Genomic DNA, 22,330 nt, shown 5'->3' on the forward strand with positions numbered 1-22,330 from the left:
CTGTATCTCCGGTATTTTAAGATTTCTGCTCTTTATCTCGCAGCAGGTCAGAGACAGCCCTGTCCAGATCTGCCTGGATGACGATGGAGCGGTCCTCGATTCTGTCCCAGGTACAGGCCTGTTTCAGGGCTATGGTGGCAAAGAGGGAATCCGGGTTGGAGGCCGTCATCTGCCAGAAGGGGTATTTGATGACACCCGGGGAGTTGAACCCGACACCGAGCTCCAGAAAGAGAATCTTTCCCATCTTGTGCGCATTTACCCAGGACTCATACCGGTCGTGGGCAATATGCCAGCCCTTGTCACGCACGAAGCGGTTATCCCAGAAGAGATTAAAGTCCATTTCCCGTCCGCAGCGCGGGCAGCGGGGAATCAGGGCAGTGGGAACCTCCATCTGCACAGGTTTGTCCGCGGGAACATGGAAATGGCCGTCAGGACCGGGAATATACCCCTGAGCGGCGATCATCTGCCTGAGCAGGTCCCGGTCATCATAGGTGCTGTTGTGGCAGGGCCTGCTGCACTGAAGGAGGCCGAAGTCTCCCTGGGTGTAGCAGAGTTTCTGCTTGTCAAATCCAGCGCGGATAAACGTATGGTCAATGTTGGTCGTGAGGACGAAGTAGTCTTTTCCTTTCAACAGCGCTTTCAGCTTCCTGATCGTGTCCCTCGGAATATCCTCAAAACGGTTGAACCAGGCCCATCTTGACCAGTAGGCCCAGCGCTCTTCTCTGGATTCAAAATTTGTGAAACAGCCGCTGTACATATCGGTCATGCCGTATTTGTCGACAAAATCTCCAAAATACTTCTGCAGACGTTCGCCGGCAAAATCCAGACCGGCGGCGGAGGAAAGACCGCTTCCCGCGCCGACCAGGAGGGAATCCGCCTTTGCGATGGCATTTCCCAGTTTTTCTATCTTCTGTTGATAATCCTTGAAATCCGACATGAAATAACAGGTCCTTTGTGAAAATGATGAAAAGTGTTGTCTGAGGTTACGCGCACATTTTTATTTCCCTGTGCAGCTATACCGTAGCATGGAATATCGCAGGGAGTAAGATAGGAACAAATTTATTAGACACTATGAAATTTAGAAGTGCGAAAATGCAGCAGAAGAAAACAGAAGAGGGCATTTACTGCCCTCTGGGAATATGACCTGAAAGCTTTTGGCGGAAAATGGTGCGGGCCAGTCATGCGAGCACCGTCACCTGTTTTCCCTCAATGCGGAGAATTCCCTCGGCCTGCATCCGGGAAAGTTCCCGGCTGAGGGCACTCCGGTTCACGGAGAGATAGTCGGCCAGCTCCCGGCGGGAATAGCGGAGAGTAAGGCAATATCCGCTTTTGGCGGTCTCGTCTGCGATCGGGGAACTGCTGATTTTCCCAGCTTCATTCTGAAAATAGGCCAGAAGCCGGCCCCGGATCGTGGGTTGGGAGATGATGTGCAGCTTCTCCATCAACCGCTTGTTCTTCTCGGAGAGGAGGGAGAACATATTGACAATCAGCTGGCTGTGGAAGGCACATTGATTGCCGCAGACGTGAAGGATTTTCCACAGGGGAAGGAAGAGGACCCGGCAGTCGGAGACCGCGACGAAATGGACCAGCGACCTGGTGGAAAATCCCAGGGAAAAGGATTCCCCCAGCAGCTCGCCGCTCCGGATGTCCGTCATATAGGTCAGATTGCCCAGCGCGTCCTCTTTCTGCATGGATACTCTTCCCTCCAGCACCAGACCGACATACTGCACGCTGTCCGACTCCATAATCAGATAATTTCCGGCGGAATATGTCCGCACGGAAGTGCCCAGACAGGCGAGAAGCGCCGCGATGTTCTTATCGCTGATGCCGTCAAATACATGCGATTTCCTTAAGACTTTCAGAGTCTCTCTGTCCATGATATCTCCGCTCCAAATGGATGCCAAATAGGTCCCTTTTTGTTGCAGCTGCAACATCATTATAACCCATGAACGCTAAAATAGAAATGATGAGTTAACTTCATAGATGCCGGGGCAAAGCAGAAAGACAGCCCCTGGCACCTGTGGAGAAACGCAGATTACACGTGTGCATGAACAGGAGGAAACTATGGGGTATGTCATGAACGAGAAGGGGTTTTCGGAGATCGTCCGTGACCTTTCTCAGACATTCCGTATCTATGCGCCGGTAAAAAAGACCGGAGCAGGAAGATTCACCGATACGGATGTGGTCATGTATGACTGGGTTACGGAGGCTTCGGATATTGTCCTGGACAGGAAATCGGATTATTCCTTCAAGGAATTTCTGACACCTCTCTCCGAGATCCTGTTTTTCTTTACGGAAAGCAGCGCGAAGGAAGCAGAGCTCGATGAGAGGCCGGTGCTGATATTCCTGAGGAGCTGTGATCTCCACGCACTCCGCCGTCTGGATGAAATCTATCTTCGGAACGGACGGGAGGAGGACTGGTTTTACCGCCGCAGAAGAGACAAGATCAAGCTGGCACTCATCGGCTGCCAGCACAGCTTTGAAAACTGCTTCTGTGTTTCCATGGGCAGCAATATCGCAAAAGAGGGGTATGCATTCTCCATTGACCGCCGAGGAGACGAGTGGTATTCGGATGTCCGCGACAGCTCGCTTAAGGATACTTTTGCCGGGCATGCGCTCCGTGAGGAAGACGTGGAGCCGCTCCATGTGACGGAAAATGCCACGAAGGTGACTGTCCCGGAGAAGATTCCCGCCTCGATAATCAAAGACAAGCTCTGGGATGAGTATACCGTCCGCTGCATAGGCTGCGGGCGCTGCAATTTTGTCTGTCCGACATGCACCTGTTTCTCCATGCAGGATGTCTATTATACGGACAATGGCCGGGTCGGCGAGCGCCGCAGGGTCGCGGCCTCCTGTATGGTAGACGGGTACACCAACGTCGCCGGAGGCGGCCAGTACCGGCGGACGCAGGGAGAGCGGATGCGTTTCAAGGTGCTGCACAAGATTCAGGATTTCGGCAAGCGCTTCGGCTATACGATGTGCGTCGGCTGCGGCCGCTGTGATGACGTGTGCCCGGAGTACATTTCCTACAGCAATATCATCAATAAGGTTAATGAGGCATCCCTTGAGGAATCGGAAGGTGCCGGAAAGGAGTGCGGGGAATGAATAACGCCTATATCCCATTTCCGTCCCGGATTCTGGATGTGATCCGGCACACGGCGAAGGAATACACCTTCCGCATGGAGTTCCACGGGGAGGTGAAGCCGGGTCAGTTTTTTGAAGTGTCCATGCCCAAATATGGCGAGGCGCCGATTTCCGTCAGCGGCATCGGGGAGAATTTTGTGGACCTCACCATGCGGCGCGTCGGCCGGGTGACCAATGAGGTTTTCGAGTATTATAAGGGCCAGAGCCTGCTGCTCCGCGGCCCCTATGGAAATGGCTTTGATCTCGGCCTCTACAGGGACGGGGAGACGGTAGTCGTCGCTGGCGGTACGGGCGTATCCCCGGTGCGCGGGGTGATCAACGGCTTAAGCGAGATGGAGAATGCCCGGGACAAGTACGTGATTGTCGGTTTCCGGAGCCCGGACGACATGCTGTTCCGGAAAGATCTCGCAGAATGGGAACGGAAGCTTAACCTGATTCTCACCGTGGACGGAGCGCCGGAGGGCTACACCGGAAAAGTCGGCCTGGTGACAAAGTATATCGCCGATCTTCCTCTAAAAGACCCGGCTTCCGCCAGGGCTGTGGTCGTGGGACCGCCGCCGATGATGAAATTTACCATCATTGAACTGAAGAAGAAGGGATTTACCGACGAGCACATCACCGTTTCCTATGAGCGGAAGATGTGCTGCGGTCTTGGCAAATGCGGCCACTGCCGGATCAATGACAAGTACATCTGCCTGGATGGGCCGGTATTCCAGTATACTGAGGCAGCACAGCTGATGGATTGAGGAAGGGCATATGGGAAATTTAGACATTCATGTAGGAAAATTAAAGAAGAATGCGTTCCGCTATTCCAAGGTGCGCGGGGAGACCGCATCCCGGATCCGTATCCCGGGCGGCGTGATTGATGCCGCCTCGATGGCAAAGGTGGTGGAGATCGCCGAGAAGTACGGCAAGGGTGTCATTGACATCACGAACCGCCAGGGCATTGAGATTCCGGGGATTGCCCTCACGGATGTGGACAAGGTTAACCAGGAAGTCCAGTCCATCATCGATGCCCTGCACATTAATCAGGAGAAGGAGGGCGCCGGCTATCCCGCCTCGGGCACGCGGAATGTGGAAGCCTGTCCAGGAGCGCGGCTCTGCCCGTTCGGGTGCTACGACACCACGGCACTGGCTAAGCGGATTGAGGGGGAGATCTTTCCCAGTGACCGGCACGTGAAGGTGGCCTGCACTGGCTGCTCCAATGACTGTGCCAAGGTGCGGCTGGCCGATTTCGGAATTATCGGCATGACGGAGCCGCAGTATGATCCTGACCGCTGCGTGGCCTGCGAGCAGTGCATCAATTACTGCAAAAAGCGGTCCGTGGGCGCTCTGTCCCTGGTCAACGGCAAGGTTGTGCGCGACACCAACAAATGCATCGGGTGCGGTGTCTGTGTGGCCTACTGCCCGACGAGGGCGTGGACCAGGAGCCGGGAACACTATTTCCGCCTGGTGCTTCTGGGGCGGACCGGCAAGAAGAATCCCCGGCTGGCGGAGGACTTCATCAAATGGTGCGACGAGGAGAGCATCGTGAAGATGATCAAAAACTGCTACGCCTACATTGAGGAATATATTGATCCGAACGCGGTGGAGCACAAGGAGCATGTGGGCTACATCGTGGACCGGACCGGATTTGAAGAGTTCAAGAAGTGGATTTTCAAGGACGTGACGCTGGGGCCGAAGGCTGAGGTCGCGAAGACCATGTACTGGTCCGGCAAACATTACGACCATCCGTACTGAGGCTGACTGCCTCGAGAGGACTGCGCTGCGGGGATAAGACAGACGGACCGCAGCGGGGATGACAGGAATTGACAAAGCGACAGAGATAAGGCGAAGAGGCCGCCGCACTTTAAAAAGTGCGGCGGCCTCTTCTGGCAGCTTTGCCGAAAACTCCAACTTCTTAAGGAGACTTAATCCTTGACATAAAATTCCATCGGATAGGGCATGTAGGCGATCGGATCCAGCTGATCCGCGGTGACATAGCCTGCCGGCGCGTTGATCAGAGTCGGGATTCTGTTCACGAGAGTTGAGCAGGTGTGCTCCACGGTGGCCGGCTTCACCACATGGTATTCCACGTCCGGCTCTCCGGTAATCCACCAGTCGCACATATCGCCGTCCTCAGGTGCGTAAACCTTGCCGATGGTTTCCTCCTCCACGGTGATCCCCTGGGCTGTCTCCGCGGTCACAACGGCGGACATGCCGATCACCCGGCCGGCCTTGATCTCTTTCCCGAGGGTCTCACTGTAAATATCATGATCCAGCGTAATCGGCACGTGTTTCTGTGTGATGCTGCGGATCGTGAGGTGCAGTTTGCTGCAGATGGCTTCCACCGAGTTCCATGCGTAGGAAGCCTCGAATACCTCCGGGTGAGCGATCTTCTTTTCAAATTCTTCCGGCGTGAGGTCGCAACCGTGGGCATTGGCCAGCGCCATGCCGTACTCGTCCACGTTGTAGCTGTAGGCTCCCTTGATCTTGGAAATGCTCGTGCAGCCGGCAGCTGCCATGGCGACCATATTTACCCAGAAGATATCCTGCATGCCGGTGCCCGCGATGGTGCAGTTATGCTCCTTGGCGATCTTGTCGAGGCGGTTTACCTCCGGTGCCGCCGTGGTCCACGGGTAAATGGCCTCCTCACAGGTCGTGATGACGTTGATCCCGCGGCTCACGCATTTCTCCACCATCGGATAGATGTCCTTGATGAAGCTGAACAGGGTGACAATCGCCACGTCGGCGTCGCACTCGTCCAGAACTTTGTCCGCATCGTCGGAGATGATGACGCCGGTCTTGAGCCCGAGCCCTGCCCAGTCGCCGACATCCAGGCCTACTACCTTGGGGTTCAGGTCGATGGCGCCGACGATTTCCGCACCGTGCTCGTAGGCGTACCGAAGCGTATACTTGCTCATCTTGCCGCATCCATACTGAACGACTTTGATTTTTCTCATTGCTTTATCCTCCTCATTTTTTATGGCCACGTTCTTCGTACCTTTCTTGACTTTATTATAAAGTCTGATGTGGGATGAGAGTCAATGAAAAATTGATATATTTTTATCGCTCCTGACTATGAATTAACGGGATTGGATTTTTTGCCAATTTGCGCCGAAAAGCCGCAGATTTTCGCTATTTCTGCTCCTCAAACTGGATGGGAACCTGCAGCCGCAGGAACATATTCCGCCTGTTCTCGTCAAAAACATTAAATTCGGACAAAACTTCGCAGATATAATCTCCGGAAAACCGGTAATGATGTTCTCTGCAGTACGCAAAAAGTCTGTTGGCATAGGAGACTTCCTCATCATAATTGTCGGCGTAGATGCAGGCGTACATCCCGGCATCCACGATCCTCAGATCGTTCCTGGTTTTATAGAGCGTATAATCGCCCAGGATGAAAACCTGGTCTACGGCAAAGCGGCGCTCCTCAAAATCCTTCCGGAGAATCGAAGTTCCGATACTGTAGGTGTGGATTTTCGGGATGTGATTCTGGATAAGGGCATTCCGCAGTTCGGTAAGACAGTCCTCGAAATCTGCCAGGTCCCCGTCATAGAAATTTTTTGTGCATGGCATGGCCCAGATATAACGGCGCTCATTGAACTCGAGGGATATGGTCCCCCTGACCGGCGATTTGCGGTACCTCTCCAGTGCGTGGATGGCTCGCTCGACAGCATTCTGCTGCGTCTTCAGATCTCGGATTTCCGCATAGATCTGTTCATTTCTCTCCGCCAGGATGCTCTCGATCCGCGCCAGATCTCCGCTCTTAAGCACCGACCGGATCTCGCCGAGGCTCATGCCCAGCTCTTTCATGTACTGGATCATATCGAGGCGCGCGTTTTTCTGGATGTCATAGTAGCGGTATCCGGTCGCCGGGTCCGTGTAGGTCGGCGTGAGGAGACCTTCCTTATCGTAAAGGCGGAGCGTCGCGACGGTTGTGTGGTTGAGCTCGGCCATTTTTCCAATACTGAGAAGATTTTTTTTCAGGTAAATTGCAATAACAAGTTGGACACCCTCCGCTAGGCAGTAGCCTGGTAGATTCGGTCGATTTCCTCCTCGAAGATTTCATCCGGGGTTCTGTAACCCAGGATCTTCCGTGGGAGGCAGTTACACCAGGTCTCCACATCGGAGATCTGCTGACCGGTAAAGTCATCAATCCGCTTACCCTTTGGTATGAACCTTCTGATCAGGCCGTTATGCCGCTCTACGGTTCCCTTATCGCAGGATGTGTAGGGATGGGCATAGTAGACAAGCGTATCAGCCATCTTCTCAAGTTCTGAAAGGTCGGCGAATTCCGAACCGTTATCGGTCGTAATCGTTTTGAACACTTCACCGAAGTGTTCGCTGTAAGTCTCCTGAAGCTGTTTAATTGCCTTCATGACACACGCTGATGTCTTGTTTGCAATAGGAAGCATCAGGAACTCACGGCTTTTGCGTTCAGCAAGAGTGAGCAGGACCTGATCATCCCGGGTTTTGGCACCCAATACGAGGTCACATTCCCAGTGCCCGAATTCCTCACGGGACTCGATCTCTCTGGGACGTTCCTCAATGCTGCGACCCAGCTTTTTCTTGTTGATCCGAACTCTATGTTTCTTGGACTTACGCTTCAGCTTTTCAGGAAGGTTATGGTTCCTGATGCCAAAGAGGCCAAGATCAACATAGCGGTAAAGCGTTTTTGTGCAGACGATCTGCTCTCTGGTAAATTCACCATCGAGAACAGCGCGTCCAGTGCAGGCGTCCAATGACCAGCCATCTTCTGTAAAGTGTTTCAGCACATACTCCAGAAACGCTGATCTGCTCAGGAAGTCATAATGCCGGCAACTGTGCTTTCGGTTGTCCTCATAGGCTTTCTGACCGGCAGACGCCTTATAACGGGTCACATGGCCGTTATACAAGGCAACGGAGCCACGTGCTATTTCGTTCGAGACAGTGTTCGGTGAGCAGCCGATCTCACGGGCAATTGCCCGGATGGAGTAGTGGTCTTTAAGACGAATCTGAATAAGAACCCGTTCCTCATACGAAAGATGTTTGCCTTTTATATGGGAAGATATGGTAGAATGAGAGTAGTCCATGGTGGCGATTCTCCTGTAGAAAGTTTGTTGTGGTGACTTACATTCTACCAAAGATCCTGCCATGGATCTTTATTTTATTCAGATGTCCAACTTCATTTTACAATCGGCGAGATTTTTTTTCATAAGGTATTTCTCCCTATCCGGCGGCTGCCGGAAATCCTTTTCTGCTGGTAGAGACAGTGCCGCCCGCCGAAGCCGCCTGACTGCCGGAGGGAAGCGTGTTCCCCGGCGGGAATTTCAGAATTTGGCCAGGAGGTAGGGGTAGAGACTGTCCGGATCCGCGGCCCGGATGAGGTGCAGGTGCAGCCCCCGCTCCAGCAGGTCCGGCTGCCGCACCAGGTCGTCAGGGCTTCCGTCGGCGAGCACGGCGCCGTCCCTGAGGAGACAGATCCGGTCGCTGATGGCAAAGCTCTGGGGGAGATCGTGGGACGCCAGGAGAACGGTGTGCCCCAGGTCCCGGAGCGAGCGGAGAATCTCCCCGAGCTCGAGCTGATGATGGACGTCCAGACCGGCGCCCGGCTCATCCAGCAGGATGTAGTGGGCGTTCTGGGCGATCACCATGGAGAGCCATGCCCGTTTCCGCTCGCCTCCGGAGAGAGTTGGGAGACGCCGGCCGGCAAGATTTTCCATGCCCGTCAAGCGGAGCGCCCGATCGACAGAAGCCTCGTCCTCGGCGGTCATTTTTCCGGAAAAGGAGAGCCTGGAGAAGCAGCCGTGGGAGGCCAGCGTGCGGACAGTCATCTCCGGGGCCGGCGTGTCCTGGGGGAGGTAGGCCAGGAGCTTTGCCCTGGCCCGGGACCGCATGGCGGATGGGTTCTGCCCGTCCACGAGGAGAGAGCCGGTATGAGGGATCATCCCGAGAATGGCCTTCAGCAGGGTGGATTTGCCACTGCCGTTTTCGCCGGTCAGGGTGATGATCCCGGAGGAGAGGTCCAGCCCCGGTATGGAGAGCACAGGCTTTCCCGGGTAGCCGGCGGTCATTTGCCGAAGTGAGATCACAGCTTTATCCTCCTTTTCCGCCGGACGAGTACCACGAGGAAGAAAGGGCAGCCGAGGAAGGAGAGCAGCAGTCCCACGGGAAGCTCATAGGGATAGAACAGGCTTCTTGCCGCCGTATCACAGAGAATGAGAAAGCTTGCGCCGTAGAGCGCACAGAATAAAATCTGGGGGAAAATGCCATCGGTCCGGCGGCGGATGATGTTGGGAATGATGAGTCCAACAAAGCTGATGAGGCCGGAGAGCGTGACGGCTGCGGAGGCGAGCAGGGTGGCTAGAAGGATGGCGGCTGCGCGCAGGACCCGAGGATTCAGCCCGACACCGTAGGCGGCCTCGTCCCCGAGGCGCAGGAGATCGATCCGCGGGGCCAGCAGCAGGGCGGCCAGGATTCCGATGAGGATCGGGGGAAAGGCGTAGGTGAGCTGAAGAGTGGAAATATTCTGGAGCCCCCCGATGGTGAAGGCGGCCTTGTCCGGTGCGGTTTCAGGGAAAAAGCTGGTGATGGTGTTGATGCCTGCGGTGAACAGGGAGGAGACGGCCACACCGGTCAACAGGATGGTGAAGCGGGCACTGCCGGCGAGATGGGAGATGCCGAGAACCAGAGCCGCCGCCAGACCGGCGCCCAGAAAGGCAGCCGCAACGCGGAGACCGGAACTGCCCGGCACAGCCAGAATCGCGAGAAGAGTAAAGAACCCGGCGCCGGCATTGATGCCGATGATCCCCGGGGAGGCCAGGTCGTTGGACAGGGCCTCCTGCAAGAGGAGGCCGGAAGCGGAGAGCGCCGCGCCGGAGAGCAGTCCGGCGAGGGCTCTGGGAAGCCGGGCGTAGCGGAGGACCAGCATACTGGAGCCCGCGTCCTGCGGATTCCGGAGTGCCCCCAGGAGATCGGCGAGGGAGAGAGATCCCGCGCCTCCAAATAGGGACAGGAGAAGGGAGAACAACAGCAGCGGGATGCCGCCCAGGAGAAGCAGACGCTTACGATTTACGGATGTCATAGATATATTCATAGGCCTCGTCCCATCGGGCATTCGGTTTGTACTGGAAGAGATCCTTGGGCAGGTGGAAGACATGGTTATTCTTCACAGCGGTGAGATTCTGCCACAGGGGATTGGACGCGAAGAGCGTGTTGTAGATGGATTCTGACTCCGTCTCGTCCCCCGAGTAGACGACAAAGAGATAATCCGGATTCAGATTGGCGATTCCTTCCACGCTCAGTTCATTCAGCGCCGACGTGTCCGATGCCAGGTTGTTCATCCGAAGATCATCAAGAACTCCCGTGACGAAGGAGTCATTTTTCAGCGCCTTGGACTTGGTGGCGGAAATCCGGAGCGCGAGATAGGATGCCTCGGGAAGGTCGGCAGCTTCCGCCTTGATCTGGTCGATCCGGTCCGCCACGTCGGTGACATTCGTCTTGTAGAGATCTTCCCGGCCGGTCATGCCGGTCAGGTCCTTCATCACGTCCTCGTAATCACTAAAAGAATTGATATCCACCGGATATACCGTGATGCCGGCATCGGCCAGAGGCTGCTCGATTTCCTTCTGCGAGGGGATATCCTCGCTCAGCATGACCATGTCCGGGGAGAGGGAGAGGATAGTTTCCAGGTTTGGTTTGGAGATTGTGCCGATGGAGACCGTGTCCTCCCCGATTCCCGGAAGAGACAGGCCATCGCTGGTAATTCCGGCGAGCTGGCCGCCGGAGAGGAGCCAGAGCTCACCGATGGACTTGGACACGGCAGCGACGGATTCCGGCATCTGCGCGGCTGTATCCGGCGGGACCGTAGTTTCCGGCTCTGTGGTATCCTCCGGCTGCTGTGCGGTTTCCTCTGTCTGGGAAACGGCAGAACCAGTCTGTTCTTTCGTCTGTCCTGAAGATCCAGCGGCGCTGCCTCCACAGGAGGCGAGCAGGAGCGCGGTGACGGTCAAAATGGCGGGAAATGTTATTTTCATAAGTAGAATTCCTTTCGGCTTGGCAGTTTTTACTACATTAATTATAGCCGCTAACTTGGCGAAAGGAATTGCTTTTGCAACAAATCGTGTTATTCTGCGATGGCTTCCACGGTATGCATGCCGTTTATCCGCTCCCGATAGCGGTTGACGATGTCCCGGAGCGTGATGGAGTCCATCTCCCTTGCGGCAGCGCGGTTAACCTGGGAGAGGGATTCGCTGAGAACATCTTCGAGATCCTGGCCGATGTCCGGGCGGGTGCCGGCATGCCGGTCGAGACGGATGAGCGGTTTTCCAGCCTCCACCGTCCGGTAAATGTCATAGAGGGTGATCTGGTCGTCCGGCCGCGCCAGCATCGGCGTGGACTGAATCCGGGCACTCACAATCAGCTTTGCGGTTTTCATCTTGGCCATCAGCTGCCGCACGTTCGCGGGGCTTAAGTTCATCATTTCCGCGATATCCTCGCTGGTGAATTCCGGATTGCTGTTCATCCGGATACAGACCAGGATGCGGACGGCATCGAGCAGTTTGGATGAGTATTTCATAGCAATTGCCTCCAGAATTTGAATAAATTCAGATCCTGTGTGCAATCAAAGACAGCGTGTACCCTGCAGCGTGGACAAGCGGGTTTGCCGCTTTGTCCCCACTTGGGAACGCGAAGTGTTCCAAGTGGAGGTGCAGAACAGATACAGACGGGCAGCACATGAAGCTGTGCACGCAGGCAAAATTATCTGACCGGTGGATTTATACACAGAAAAATAAAGAATGCAGGGTGAAAAATTCAGCATTATACCAGTAAAAACCGGTATTGCGGCTGTGCTTTTGTCCACACGGAAAGATGGAAAAATCACTTCCGTATATTATCACGCTTTACAAAAAATGAAAAGATGAAGCGTGAAATAATCCGGCAGCAGAAGAAAATGGTGCGGAAAAAGGGATAATATAAGAAAAAATGGAAAAATTTCCGGGGAAAACCTTAAGGGTTTTCTAAGATGCTTCCGCATTGTTATTAAGACGGCCTTCTGCTATAATGGGGAAAATTGTGGTAACGATTAAGCGCCCACAACCGGGAACGCTCTGCGTTCCCGGTTGCGGGCGGGCAGGAGGTTGAGAATATGTGTGGTATTGTCGGTTACAGCGGCCATGTTCAGGCGGCACCGATACTGCTGGAAGGTCTCTCGAGACTGGAATATCGCGGCTATGATTCGGCGGGCCTCGCCGTGGTCGGAGATTCCGGCGACATTGATATTGTGAAGGCCAGCGGGAGATTGAAGGCACTCTATGAGAAGACGGATGACGGCGCTTCCATGCATGGCGTCTGCGGGATCGGCCATACCCGCTGGGCCACCCACGGCGAGCCGACGGAGACCAACGCGCACCCGCACTGCAGTGATGACCGGGCTGTGGTGGCCGTCCACAACGGCATCATCGAGAATTATCAGGAACTTCGGGACAAGCTGACCAGGAGCGGATATTCGTTCTACTCTGACACGGATACCGAGGTGGCGGTAAAGCTGATCGATTACTACTATAAAAAATACCAGATGGGGCCGGTGGACGCCATGAGCCGGTTTATGCTCCGGGTCCGCGGGTCCTATGCGCTGGCTGTCCTGTTCCACGACTATCCCGGCGAAATCTATGTGGCCCGGAAGGACAATCCGCTGGTGATCGCGGTCCGCGAAGGGGAGAGCTTTATTTCCTCCGACGTTGCCCCGCTGCTCAAGTACAGCCGGGAGATTTATTTCCTGAACAGCGGCGAGCTGGGCAGGCTGACCGCCGGCACGGCCACATTTTACAATGTGGATCAGCAGGAGATCGAGAAAAAGCCGGTGCATATCGACTGGGACGCCGACGCGGCGGAAAAGAATGGCTATGAGCACTTTATGATCAAAGAGATCTACGAGCAGCCGCGGGCTGTCCGGGACACCATCAACACTGTGCTGAAGGACGGAGACATCAACTTCGGCGAGATCGGCCTCACCGATGAGGATATTGCGAAATTCCGCCACATCTATATTGTGGGCTGCGGGTCCGCCTACCACGTGGGTGTTGCCCTGCAGTATGTCTTTGAGGACATTGCGGAGGTGCCGGTCCGCGTGGAGATGGCGAGCGAGTTCCGTTACCGCCATCTGCTGCTGGATCCGGACGGGCTTGTGATTGTCATCAGCCAGTCCGGGGAGACGGCGGACACTCTGGCGGCTCTCCGCGAGGCGAAGTCTCTCGGCCTCAAGACCCTGGGCATCGTCAACGTGGTCGGCTCCACCATCGCCCGCGAGGTGGACAGCGTGTTCTACACGATGGCCGGCCCGGAGATCGCTGTGGCGACGACCAAGGCGTACAGCGCCCAGCTGGCGGCAGGTTACCTGCTCGCTGTCAAGTTCGCGAAGGTGAGAGGCGTCATCGACGACGAGAAATTTGACTATTATGTCAGGGAGATCGACGCCCTGCCGGACAAGATCGCAAAGGCTCTGGAGGACAAGGAGCGGCTCCAGTGGTTTGCCTCCAAGTACGCCAACGCTTCGGACATGTTCTTCATTGGACGGGGCATCGACTATGCCATCAGCATGGAAGGCAGCCTCAAGATGAAGGAGATCAGCTATATCCACTCCGAGGCCTATGCCGCGGGAGAGCTGAAACATGGGACCATTTCCCTGATCGAGAAGGGCACGCTGGTGGTGGGCATCCTGACCCAGCCGGAGCTCTTCGAGAAGACAGGCAGCAATATGGTCGAGGTGAAGGCGCGGGGTGCCTACCTCATGGGCGTGACCACCTACGGCAATTACAATATTGAGGATACGGCGAATTTCACCGTCTATATCCCGAAGGCGGACGAGCACTTTACGACGAGTATCGCCATTGTTCCACTGCAGCTTTTTGCCTACTATGTCAGCGTCACCAGGGGCCTGGATGTGGATAAGCCGAGAAATCTGGCCAAGTCGGTGACGGTGGAATAAATTGCGTTCTGGCTGCCCGGGAAAATCCGCGGCAGGCGGATGCCGGACTCTCCTTCCGGGGTGAACTGCCCCCGGGAGGAGAGTTTTGGGCGTATAGGGGAGATTTATGATCAACTTTTTGCTCGCGCAGATGAAAAAGCACCGGGAGATTGTCAGTTACCTCGTCGTCGGCGGCCTGACCACCGTGGTCTCGCTGGCGGTCTATTACGGGAGCGTGCTGACCTTTCTCGATCCGCACAATGCCATCCAGCTGCAGTGCGCCAATGTCCTTTCCTGGGTGTGCGCCGTCGCATTTGCCTATGTGACCAACCGCATATTTGTCTTCCGGAGCCACAGCCGGGATGTCCTCCACGAGGCGTCCTCTTTCGTCCTCGCGAGGGTCGGGACGCTCCTCATGGATATGGCGATCATGTTCATCGGGGTGACTGTGCTTGGCGGGAGCGACAAGGTGATGAAGCTTTTCGACCAGGTGGTGGTCACGGTCGCCAACTATGTCTTCAGCAAAGTATTTGTTTTCAGAGAGGGGCAGAAGCCATGAAATATGATTATCTGGTTGTGGGCAGCGGGCTCTACGGCGCGGTATTTGCCCACGAGGCGAAGAAGGCGGGAAAATCGGTGCTCGTCATCGACCGGCGCCCGAATATCGCGGGAAATGTCTACACGAAGGACGTCGAGGGCATTCATGTCCATGTCTACGGCGCGCACATTTTCCATACCAACAACAAAAAGGTCTGGGATTACGTGAACCGGTTCGCGGAGTTCAACCGCTTCACCAACTCTCCGGTGGCCAATTATCACGGGGAGCTCTACTCGCTGCCCTTCAATATGTATACCTTCAACCGCATGTGGGGCGTGGTGACGCCGGTGGAGGCCGAGAAGAAGATCGCGGAGCAGCGGGCGGCGGCGCACATCACCGAGCCTAAGAACCTGGAGGAGCAGGCGATCAGCCTTGTCGGCACGGATATCTATGAGAAGCTGGTCAAGGGGTATACGGAGAAGCAGTGGGGGCGTCCCTGCACGGAGCTCCCGGCCTTTATCATCCGTCGTCTTCCGGTGCGCTTTACATTTGATAACAATTATTTCAATGCCCTCTACCAGGGAATCCCGGTGGGCGGATACACGAAGATGGTGGCGAAGCTTCTGGACGGCATCGAGGTGCGCCTCGGCGAGGATTACCTGAAAAATAAGGACGTTTGGGATGCCATGGCGGACCGGGTCATCTACACCGGGGCGATTGACGCCTATTTCGGCTACTCCCTGGGCGCATTGGAGTACCGCTCGGTGCGCTTTGAGACGGAGTTTTTGGACATTCCGAATTTCCAGGGAAATGCGGCGGTGAACTACACGGACCGGGAAACGCCCTGGACCCGCATTATCGAGCACAAGTGGTTCGAGTTCGGAAAGGACGATGGCGGGAGAGACCTGCCGAAGACGGTCATTTCCCGGGAGTACAGCTCCGAGTGGAAGCCTGGAGATGAGCCCTATTATCCGGTCAACGATGAGAAGAACGGCGCTCTGTATCAGAGATACCGGAATCTCGCGGACAGGGAGAAGAAGGTGGTCTTCGGCGGACGCCTTGGGGAATATAAGTATTACGATATGGACGCGGTGATCGCGTCCGCCCTGGATATGGCGGAGCGGGAGCTCGGATGAGAGCTCCGGAGGAGCTGGAGTTCAGAAGAAAGAGAATACGGAGGAGAGAAGTTTGCGCAGGAAAGTTTTGCTGCTGCTGAATTCCGCGGCAGGGACGGGAAGTGCCCGCGGGATGGTGTTTGATCTTGTGAAATATCTGACACTCGGCGGCTTTGAGGTGACTGCATACCCGATCCTCCCGGAAAACGGGCTGACCTCGGAGGCCATTATCCGGGCGAAGCACCGGGATTATGATGTGATCGCCTGCTGCGGGGGCGACGGGACGCTCAACCATGTGGTCAGCAGCATCGCTTCCCTGGGGCTGGACATCCCGATCGGCTATATCCCGTCGGGCAGCACCAATGATTTCGCCCGAAGCCTGGGGATACCCGCGGATCCGGAGGCAAACTGCCGGGGAATCTGCGGAAACAATATTTTCGCATACGACATCGGCCGCTTCAACGACCGGTATTTCAATTATGTCGCGGCGTTCGGCGCATTTACCAGGGTCAGCTACTCTACCGGGCAGAGCATCAAGAATGTGCTCGGCTACGGCGCTTACCTGCTGAATGGGATTCTCTCCCTGCCGGAGAGTATGAGCATGCACAGCCATCTGATCCTCGAGCACGACGGCGGAAGGGAGGAGGGGGAGTATGTCTTCGGCTCCATCTCGAACACGACCTCCGTCGGCGGCATGAAATCGGCGCTGATCCGGAAGGCCTCCCTGAACGACGGGCTGTTTGAGGTTATCCTCATCTCCGCCCCCGACAGTATCCGGGAGCTCGGCGAGATCGTGACGACGCTGACTTCCGGCAGTGTGGACAATAAATATGTGCGGGTCTTCCGGACCCGCAGCCTTCTGATCAAATCTCCGGATAAGGCCGCCTGGACCCTGGACGGCGAGTACGGCGGGACGCCGGAGGAGATTCACATGGAAGTGTGTCCGGCGCGGATGAAGATTCTTCTGCCCGAGGAGGTGGAGGAAACCATGGAGGAACAGAATGGACAGGCACGTGACAAAAAGGTCCTGGGTTGAGGTCAGCCTCGGGACGCTGAGAAGAAATTATGAGCTTTACCGGGCAAGCCTCCCGGAGAAGGCGGAGATCATGGCGGTGGTCAAGGCCGACGCTTACGGGCACGGCGACCGGGAGGTCGCCCGGATGCTGGAGGAGAACGGGGTGAGGTTTTTTGCGGTCTCCAATATCGACGAGGCGGAGAGGCTGAGAAATGCCGGAATCACCGGAAAAATCCTGATTCTGGGCTACACGCCGCCGGAGGAGGCTTACCGTCTGTCTGTGCTTGGAATTACCCAGGCGCTCCTCTCGGAGGAGTACGCAGCTGCCCTGGCCGCGGAGGTCAGGAAGCCGGAATTTGCCGAAAAGTGCGCCCCGCTCCTCTGCGAATTTGCGATTGACACCGGGATGAACCGCATCGGCCTGGATGCGGAGAATCCCCGGCACAGCGGTGAGGTCATCCGGAAGTACCGTGAGATTCTGGGCATCGACGGGATTTTCACCCACCTCTGCGTGGCGGACACGGATACGGAGTCCGCGGTGGCATTTACCGAAAAGCAGCTCTCGCTCTTTAACGGGGTCATGGACGCCGTGCGGGATCTTCATCTCCCCTACTGTCACTGCCTCAATTCGGCGGGCGGGCGGACTTACAGCTGCGCGCCGTACGCATTTGCCCGCCTGGGCATCATCCTCTACGGGTTAAAGCCCGACCGGGCCAATGTCCTTCCGGCGGGGATCAAGCCGGCGATGACCTGGAAGGCGGTGGTGTCCATGGTCAAGGATTTCCATCCGGGGGAGACGGTCGGCTACGGCAGGACATTCCGCGCGGAGAAAGAAATGCGCATCGCCACCATCGCCGCGGGATACGCCGACGGCTATCCGCGAGCCCTGTCAAACCGGTTTTATGTCCTTCTTCACGGTAAGCGGGCGAGGATCGTCGGCCGCATCTGCATGGATCAGATGACCGTCGATGTCACCGACATTCCGGAGACGGCGATGGGCGATGCGGCGGTTCTTCTCGGTGAGGACAGCGGGGAGACGATTACCGCGGATGATGTGGCGAAGGTCACGGATACCATCGGTTACGAGGTGATCTGCGATATCGCGTCGCGGGTTCCGCGGGTGCATGTCGATTGATCCAGGCGCACACGAAAGGGATTGGTCATGTCGAAGAAAATCGTGAAAACAGATGCCTCGAAAATCCGGGAGGAGGAAGATAAGCTCGCGGAGAAGCCGAAAATGGCTGCGGGCAGGATCCTGGCGCTCTATGCGGCGGTCATTCTCCTGGTCTTTCCGGTCTACTACCGGGATTATTATTTTGACATCATGGAGGCCAAGTATGTCTTCTACTGGGTTCTCTCGCTGGTCACGATCGGGATCTGCCTCCTGATCGGTGCCGGATTTGCCGTGAGGGACCGGCAGAAGTTTGGCGGGCGCGCGGTCAGGCGCTTTTTCCGGAATGCTGTGACCGGCGGGCGGGAAGGAAGCCGGACCTGGCTGATGCTGCTGGTTTTCTGGGTCTGCGCGGGCATCGCCACGCTGTGCTCGGATTATCTCTATGAATCTTTCTGGGGCAATGAGGGGCGGTACAGCGGCCTCTTCCTGATCACCATCTACTGCGTGACGACGGCGCTTCTCGCCGGATTCGGCAGGTTCCGCCGGGGATTCATGGATCTGTTCCTGCTGTCCTCGCTCTTTGTCGCGGTTTTCGGCATCACGGATTTCTTCCAGCTGGATATTCTGGGATTCCGGGGCGCGGCCGCCGGGATCCCGGAGCTTAACCATTTTATCTCCAGCATAGGAAACGTGAACAACTACACGGCATTTCTCGCGCTCTCCATCGCGGTCGGCATGAGCTTTTTCGGCCTCGAGAAGCGGAGAGGGCTGTCCGCCTGGTACTTTGTGCTGACCGTGGTCTTCCTCACCGCGCAGTTCACCGGGCAGAGCGACAATGCGTTTCTGTCCCTCGCGGCGACGATGGCGCTCCTTCCGTTTGCGCTGTTCCGGAGAAAGGCCGGCATCGTGCGCTATCTTATGCTCCTCGGGACGATCTTCCTCACCATGCGTCTGGCTGCCTTCTGGTACAATACCTACCAGGGGGCTACGCTGGACATCTCCGGCCTCGTCAGGCTTGTCGGCAGCAGCCCGCTCTCGGTGGCCGTGGCGGCGATCTTCTACGCGATTGCCGCGGTTCTTTCGTTCCGGTGGAAGAAGGACGGCGCGGAGGGCAGTCTTGACCCCGGTGCTGACCGGGACCTCGACGGGAGCGCGGACGCCGGACTGAGAAAGGTGGTCCGGGCCTGGAAGTACCTCGTGATCGCCGCCCTCGCCCTCCTCGTGCTGGTCCTGATCTACACCAACTTCATCGCGGATCCGGATTCCCTGGGGGATCTTGCGCAGTATCTGGTCTTCAATGATGCCTGGGGCACGGACCGCGGCTACTGCTGGCGCATCGGCATGGAGTCCTACCTTAAGCAGCCGTTCCTGCACCGGCTGTTCGGCTTCGGGCCGGACACCTACGGTATCCTGACCTGGAACTTCCGCTCGGATTCGATCAAGAACCTCGGCGTCTACTACGAGAGCGCGCATAATGAGTTCCTGCAGTACCTGGTGACCATCGGCCCCGTCGGCACGGCGGCGTACATCCTGTTCCTCGCCGGCGCGGTCAGGAAGATGCTCCGGAGGCAGAAGGAGCTGCCCTGGCTTCTCGCCCCCGCGGCCGCCGTGCTCGCGTACAACATCCAGGCAATCATCAACATCGGCATGCCGATCGTCACCCCGATCATGTGGGCGATGATTGGCATCGGGCTTGCCGGCTGCCGGAAGGACTGGAAGCTGGATCTTCCGGGAAAATGGTTCCGCCGCGGGAAAGCATCCGCCGCAGAACCGTCCGCTTCTGAAGGAGAAAAATCATGATTATCACCAGGACACCTTTTCGCATGTCGTTTTTCGGCGGAGGCACCGACATCCCCGATTTCTTCCGGGAGCACGGCGGCGCTGTCCTCTCGACGACATTTGACAAGTACTGCTATGTGACGGTGCGCCATCTGCCGCGCTTTTTTGACTACACCACGGAGCTCTCCTACGCGAAGATCGAGCGGGTGAAATCGGTCGATGAGATCGAGCACCCGGCCGTCCGCAATGCCATGAAGATGCTGGATATGCATGAGATCCGCCTGACGTACGAGGCAGACCTTCCGGCGCGCTCCGGCCTCGGCACCAGCAGCTCCTTCGCGGTCGGCATGCTGAACGCCTTTTACGCGCTCAAGGGAAAATACGCGGACAAGAAAAAGCTGGCGGACGACGCCATTTACCTGGAGAGGGAGCTCTGCAGGGAGGCCGGTGGCTGGCAGGACCAGATCGCCGCGTCCTACGGCGGTTTTAACCGCATCGACTTTGACGCCTCCGGATATGATGTCCAGCCGGTGATCATTTCCCCGGAGAGAAAGCGGATGCTGAATGAGAGGCTGATGATGTTCTTCACGGGGTTCACCCGGCTTTCCTCCGACGTGCAGAAGGCGAACCACATCACGGATGGGGAGAAGACCCAGCAGCTCCTCAGAATGTATGCGCTGGTTGACGAGGCGCAGGCGGTGCTCACCGATAAGAGCCGCGACCTCGATGATTTCGGGCGCCTTCTGGACACCACCTGGAGGCTCAAGCGCCAGACCGGCGCGAAGGTGTCCACGGACAGCATCGACGGCATTTACCGGAAGGGGATTGAGGCCGGTGCCATCGGCGGCAAGCTTCTCGGCGCGGGGGGCGGCGGATTCCTGCTGTTCTATGTCCGCCCGGAGGATCAGCCGCGGGTGCGGGAGGCGATGAAGGAACTTCTCTATGTGCCGTTCCGGTTTGAGAACGGCGGAACCAGGGTGATTCACTATACCCCCGAGGATTATGACCTGAACGGGGCCCGCCCGCTCTCCTGAGCGGGGAAAGGAGGCTTGGATGAAAGACAGCACACGCAAAGCACTGAAACGGGCGGCCGCGGCCGCCGGGATGTCGGCGCTTCTCGTCACCGCGTCCGCCTGCGGAGGAAGGAAGACGCAGGAGACGACGGCGCCGGAGAGTACCGCTGCCGTTGAGGAGACGACCGCGGCGGAGACCTCGGCAGCGGGCACGGAGGCGTCCTCCGCCGCGGAAGCTTCCGCAGCGGCGGGGACCACAGATTCTGCGGCTCCCGCGGCGGTCAGCGGAAAGCTCGCGGAATTTCTCACGCAGATTGACGAGAATTTCACCGACGGCGGCTCAGCCGGAATCTCGCTCCGGGCCGCTTCCTGCGCGGCGGATCTCATGACCTGGTATATGGAGGAGAAGCCGCAGGCGGCCGCGGTTACCGGGGAATCGAAAAAGTTCATCGCCGGCGTCAGCGACGCGGCGGCTTTCCGCGACGGGCTCAAGATGGTTCGCGGCGCGGCGGAGCAGACGGCGGGAAGCGACGGCGGGAGCCTCCTTTCGGATGCCGGCTGGAAGGGAACGGTCACCTGGACGGCGAAGGATGTCGCCGCGCTGTTTGACGCCATTGAGGCGGGCACGGCGGAATAAGGGCATTGATTTCGGGCGAGGATAGAAAAAATGCACCCGGGACGCTTTCCCCGATGAAGGGGGAGAGCGCTCCGGGTGCGTTTTTTGCGCAACAGGGCTTCATGCTGCCTGCGGACGAGGGTTACAGTTCCTTTCCGGTCAGCATTGTGTAGGCTTCCTTGTACTTGGCGATGGTCCGGTCGATGACATCCTGCGGGAGGTTGTAGTCGCTGTCCGGGTGCGCCTTCAGCCAGTCGCGGACGAACTGCTTGTCGAAGGACGGCTGGCTGTGGCCTTCCTCATAGCCCTCGAGCGGCCAGAAGCGGCTGCTGTCCGGGGTCAGCATCTCGTCGCCGAGGACAACCTCGCCCTTCTCATTGAGGCCGAACTCAAACTTGGTGTCGGCAATGATGATGCCGCGGGAGAGCGCGTAGTCTGCGCATTTTTTGTAGAGCGCGATGGTGTAATCGCGGATCTTTGTCGCGTATTCGGTGCCGTGTCCGGGGAATGCCTTCTCGAGAACCGTCACACACTGCTCGAAATTGATATTTTCATCGTGATCGCCGATCTCGGCCTTGGTGCTGGGTGTAAAAATCGGCTCCGGGAGCTTTGCGCATTCCTTGAGGCCTTCCGGAAGGCGGATGCCGCAGGCAGTGCCGTTTTCCTTGTAGCTCTCCCAGCCGCTGCCCGTGATGTAGCCGCGGACGATGCACTCGATCGGGATCATGTTGAGCTTTTTGCAGAGCATGCTGTTGCCGTCAAATTCCGGCTTGCGGAAGAACTCCGGCATATCCTTCACGTCGGTGCTGATCATGTGGTTCGGGACAATGTCGCTTGTGTAGTCGAACCAGAAGCGGGACATCTGGGTGAGTACGGTACCCTTTTTGCTCACCTTATTCTTCAGAATAACATCAAAGGCGGAAATCCGGTCGGTCGCGACCATGACGAGGGCGTCGCCGATGTCGTAGATCTCTCTGACTTTTCCCTCTTTGAACGGTTTGTATTCCTTCATTGCTGTCCTCCTTGGGGATGTGCGCTGCGCGGCGGTTTTCCGGGAATATATCCGCCG

At 57.0% G+C, this 22,330-nt stretch carries 21 protein-coding genes; 11 read left to right on the forward strand and 10 right to left on the reverse strand.

The window, feature by feature from the left end:
* Positions 1-16: 16 nt before the first annotated feature.
* Both ISF27_RS00585 and ISF27_RS00590 read right to left on the reverse strand, forming a co-directional pair.
* Positions 17-937: an SIR2 family NAD-dependent protein deacylase gene (locus ISF27_RS00585; RefSeq protein ID WP_194608157.1), complete on the reverse strand. Its 921-nt coding sequence runs from the start codon at positions 935-937 to the stop codon at positions 17-19.
* A gap of 241 nt (positions 938-1,178) precedes the next feature.
* Positions 1,179-1,877: a Crp/Fnr family transcriptional regulator gene (locus tag ISF27_RS00590; RefSeq protein ID WP_194608159.1), complete on the reverse strand. Its 699-nt coding sequence runs from the start codon at positions 1,875-1,877 to the stop codon at positions 1,179-1,181.
* 187 nt (positions 1,878-2,064) lie between these two features.
* On the opposite strand from ISF27_RS00590, the gene asrA reads away from it, so the two are divergent.
* Genes asrA through asrC form a run of 3 tightly spaced genes read left to right on the forward strand, consistent with a single transcriptional unit; the run spans position 2,065 to position 4,884 of the window.
* The gene (gene asrA / locus ISF27_RS00595) at positions 2,065-3,105 is read left to right on the forward strand and encodes an anaerobic sulfite reductase subunit AsrA (protein ID WP_194608161.1); all 1,041 of its coding nucleotides are present in this window, start codon (positions 2,065-2,067) and stop codon (positions 3,103-3,105) included.
* A complete protein-coding gene (gene asrB, locus ISF27_RS00600; protein WP_194608163.1) occupies positions 3,102-3,890 on the forward strand; it encodes an anaerobic sulfite reductase subunit AsrB in 789 nt (262 codons plus the stop codon). The genes asrA and asrB overlap by 4 nt, the downstream gene beginning before the upstream one ends.
* A gap of 10 nt (positions 3,891-3,900) precedes the next feature.
* Positions 3,901-4,884, forward strand: coding sequence for a sulfite reductase subunit C (gene asrC, locus ISF27_RS00605; RefSeq protein WP_194608165.1), 984 nt, complete (start codon positions 3,901-3,903; stop codon positions 4,882-4,884).
* Between the two features lie 170 nt (positions 4,885-5,054).
* Here asrC and ISF27_RS00610 read toward each other — a convergent pair whose 3' ends face one another.
* From ISF27_RS00610 to ISF27_RS00640, 7 genes are all read right to left on the reverse strand, one after another.
* Positions 5,055-6,086, reverse strand: a complete 1,032-nt coding sequence (locus ISF27_RS00610; RefSeq protein WP_194608167.1) for an NAD(P)H-dependent amine dehydrogenase family protein — start codon at positions 6,084-6,086, stop codon at positions 5,055-5,057.
* A 175-nt stretch (positions 6,087-6,261) separates the two neighbouring features.
* Positions 6,262-7,083 carry a MerR family transcriptional regulator gene (locus ISF27_RS00615; protein WP_207727357.1) on the reverse strand — a complete coding sequence of 274 codons (822 nt, stop codon included), beginning with the start codon at positions 7,081-7,083 and terminating at the stop codon, positions 6,262-6,264.
* Positions 7,084-7,145: 62 nt separating this feature from the next.
* Positions 7,146-8,198 (reverse strand): IS30 family transposase, encoded by a 1,053-nt coding sequence (locus tag ISF27_RS00620; RefSeq protein WP_194609583.1) that lies wholly within the window; start codon positions 8,196-8,198, stop codon positions 7,146-7,148.
* Positions 8,199-8,435: 237 nt separating this feature from the next.
* A complete protein-coding gene (locus tag ISF27_RS00625; protein ID WP_194608169.1) occupies positions 8,436-9,197 on the reverse strand; it encodes an ABC transporter ATP-binding protein in 762 nt (253 codons plus the stop codon).
* Positions 9,194-10,189, reverse strand: a complete 996-nt coding sequence (locus ISF27_RS00630) for a FecCD family ABC transporter permease (protein ID WP_194608171.1) — start codon at positions 10,187-10,189, stop codon at positions 9,194-9,196. The genes ISF27_RS00625 and ISF27_RS00630 overlap by 4 nt, the downstream gene beginning before the upstream one ends.
* Positions 10,170-11,141, reverse strand: a complete 972-nt coding sequence (locus tag ISF27_RS00635) for an ABC transporter substrate-binding protein (RefSeq protein WP_194608173.1) — start codon at positions 11,139-11,141, stop codon at positions 10,170-10,172. Before ISF27_RS00635 ends, ISF27_RS00630 begins: the two co-directional genes overlap by 20 nt.
* Positions 11,142-11,230: 89 nt before the next feature.
* Positions 11,231-11,683, reverse strand: coding sequence for an Rrf2 family transcriptional regulator (locus ISF27_RS00640; RefSeq protein ID WP_194608175.1), 453 nt, complete (start codon positions 11,681-11,683; stop codon positions 11,231-11,233).
* 570 nt (positions 11,684-12,253) lie between these two features.
* Between ISF27_RS00640 and glmS the strand changes: the two genes are divergently transcribed.
* The 8 genes from glmS to ISF27_RS00680 all read left to right on the forward strand — a co-directional run bounded on the left by glmS (position 12,254) and on the right by ISF27_RS00680 (position 21,282).
* On the forward strand, positions 12,254-14,092 hold the full coding sequence (gene glmS, locus ISF27_RS00645; RefSeq protein ID WP_194608177.1) for a glutamine--fructose-6-phosphate transaminase (isomerizing): 1,839 nt from the start codon (positions 12,254-12,256) through the stop codon (positions 14,090-14,092).
* A 106-nt stretch (positions 14,093-14,198) separates the two neighbouring features.
* Complete coding sequence (locus ISF27_RS00650) at positions 14,199-14,630, forward strand: GtrA family protein (RefSeq protein ID WP_235985975.1); 432 nt, start codon at positions 14,199-14,201, stop codon at positions 14,628-14,630.
* Positions 14,627-15,745, forward strand: coding sequence for a UDP-galactopyranose mutase (gene glf / locus ISF27_RS00655; RefSeq protein WP_194608179.1), 1,119 nt, complete (start codon positions 14,627-14,629; stop codon positions 15,743-15,745). The genes ISF27_RS00650 and glf overlap by 4 nt, the downstream gene beginning before the upstream one ends.
* 52 nt (positions 15,746-15,797) lie before the next feature.
* On the forward strand, positions 15,798-16,760 hold the full coding sequence (locus ISF27_RS00660; RefSeq protein ID WP_194608181.1) for a diacylglycerol/lipid kinase family protein: 963 nt from the start codon (positions 15,798-15,800) through the stop codon (positions 16,758-16,760).
* Positions 16,726-17,874, forward strand: coding sequence for an alanine racemase (alr, locus tag ISF27_RS00665; RefSeq protein ID WP_194608183.1), 1,149 nt, complete (start codon positions 16,726-16,728; stop codon positions 17,872-17,874). Before ISF27_RS00660 ends, alr begins: the two co-directional genes overlap by 35 nt.
* A 27-nt stretch (positions 17,875-17,901) precedes the next feature.
* Positions 17,902-19,653, forward strand: a complete 1,752-nt coding sequence (locus ISF27_RS00670; RefSeq protein ID WP_194608185.1) for an O-antigen ligase family protein — start codon at positions 17,902-17,904, stop codon at positions 19,651-19,653.
* Complete coding sequence (locus tag ISF27_RS00675) at positions 19,650-20,666, forward strand: GHMP family kinase ATP-binding protein (protein ID WP_194608187.1); 1,017 nt, start codon at positions 19,650-19,652, stop codon at positions 20,664-20,666. The genes ISF27_RS00670 and ISF27_RS00675 overlap by 4 nt, the downstream gene beginning before the upstream one ends.
* A gap of 19 nt (positions 20,667-20,685) precedes the next feature.
* Positions 20,686-21,282, forward strand: a complete 597-nt coding sequence (locus ISF27_RS00680) for a hypothetical protein (protein ID WP_194608189.1) — start codon at positions 20,686-20,688, stop codon at positions 21,280-21,282.
* Between the two features lie 121 nt (positions 21,283-21,403).
* Here the strand turns inward: ISF27_RS00680 and ISF27_RS00685 are convergent, their stop codons facing one another.
* Positions 21,404-22,273: a phosphoribosylaminoimidazolesuccinocarboxamide synthase gene (locus ISF27_RS00685; protein ID WP_194608191.1), complete on the reverse strand. Its 870-nt coding sequence runs from the start codon at positions 22,271-22,273 to the stop codon at positions 21,404-21,406.
* Positions 22,274-22,330 lie beyond the last annotated feature (57 nt).

Origin of the sequence: Clostridium vitabionis (assembly GCF_015351765.1) — a bacterium.
GTDB classification, from domain to species: Bacteria; Bacillota; Clostridia; order Lachnospirales; family Lachnospiraceae; genus Clostridium_R; species Clostridium_R vitabionis.

What these genes read in the sequence shown, in the direction of transcription:
- glf (WP_194608179.1), top strand. Translation starts at nt 14,627, where the DNA reads ATGAAATATGATTATCTGGTTGTGGGCAGCGGGCTCTACGGCGCGGTA.
- ISF27_RS00620 (WP_194609583.1), bottom strand. Translation starts at nt 8,198, where the DNA reads ATGGACTACTCTCATTCTACCATATCTTCCCATATAAAAGGCAAACAT.
- ISF27_RS00640 (WP_194608175.1), bottom strand. Translation starts at nt 11,683, where the DNA reads ATGAAATACTCATCCAAACTGCTCGATGCCGTCCGCATCCTGGTCTGT.
- ISF27_RS00610 (WP_194608167.1), bottom strand. Translation starts at nt 6,086, where the DNA reads ATGAGAAAAATCAAAGTCGTTCAGTATGGATGCGGCAAGATGAGCAAG.
- ISF27_RS00615 (WP_207727357.1), bottom strand. Translation starts at nt 7,083, where the DNA reads ATGGCCGAGCTCAACCACACAACCGTCGCGACGCTCCGCCTTTACGAT.
- alr (WP_194608183.1), top strand. Translation starts at nt 16,726, where the DNA reads ATGGACAGGCACGTGACAAAAAGGTCCTGGGTTGAGGTCAGCCTCGGG.
- ISF27_RS00590 (WP_194608159.1), bottom strand. Translation starts at nt 1,877, where the DNA reads ATGGACAGAGAGACTCTGAAAGTCTTAAGGAAATCGCATGTATTTGAC.
- ISF27_RS00585 (WP_194608157.1), bottom strand. Translation starts at nt 937, where the DNA reads ATGTCGGATTTCAAGGATTATCAACAGAAGATAGAAAAACTGGGAAAT.
- ISF27_RS00685 (WP_194608191.1), bottom strand. Translation starts at nt 22,273, where the DNA reads ATGAAGGAATACAAACCGTTCAAAGAGGGAAAAGTCAGAGAGATCTAC.
- ISF27_RS00670 (WP_194608185.1), top strand. Translation starts at nt 17,902, where the DNA reads ATGTCGAAGAAAATCGTGAAAACAGATGCCTCGAAAATCCGGGAGGAG.
- ISF27_RS00635 (WP_194608173.1), bottom strand. Translation starts at nt 11,141, where the DNA reads ATGAAAATAACATTTCCCGCCATTTTGACCGTCACCGCGCTCCTGCTC.
- ISF27_RS00680 (WP_194608189.1), top strand. Translation starts at nt 20,686, where the DNA reads ATGAAAGACAGCACACGCAAAGCACTGAAACGGGCGGCCGCGGCCGCC.
- ISF27_RS00675 (WP_194608187.1), top strand. Translation starts at nt 19,650, where the DNA reads ATGATTATCACCAGGACACCTTTTCGCATGTCGTTTTTCGGCGGAGGC.
- ISF27_RS00630 (WP_194608171.1), bottom strand. Translation starts at nt 10,189, where the DNA reads ATGACATCCGTAAATCGTAAGCGTCTGCTTCTCCTGGGCGGCATCCCG.
- ISF27_RS00650 (WP_235985975.1), top strand. Translation starts at nt 14,199, where the DNA reads ATGATCAACTTTTTGCTCGCGCAGATGAAAAAGCACCGGGAGATTGTC.
- asrC (WP_194608165.1), top strand. Translation starts at nt 3,901, where the DNA reads ATGGGAAATTTAGACATTCATGTAGGAAAATTAAAGAAGAATGCGTTC.
- glmS (WP_194608177.1), top strand. Translation starts at nt 12,254, where the DNA reads ATGTGTGGTATTGTCGGTTACAGCGGCCATGTTCAGGCGGCACCGATA.
- asrB (WP_194608163.1), top strand. Translation starts at nt 3,102, where the DNA reads ATGAATAACGCCTATATCCCATTTCCGTCCCGGATTCTGGATGTGATC.
- asrA (WP_194608161.1), top strand. Translation starts at nt 2,065, where the DNA reads ATGGGGTATGTCATGAACGAGAAGGGGTTTTCGGAGATCGTCCGTGAC.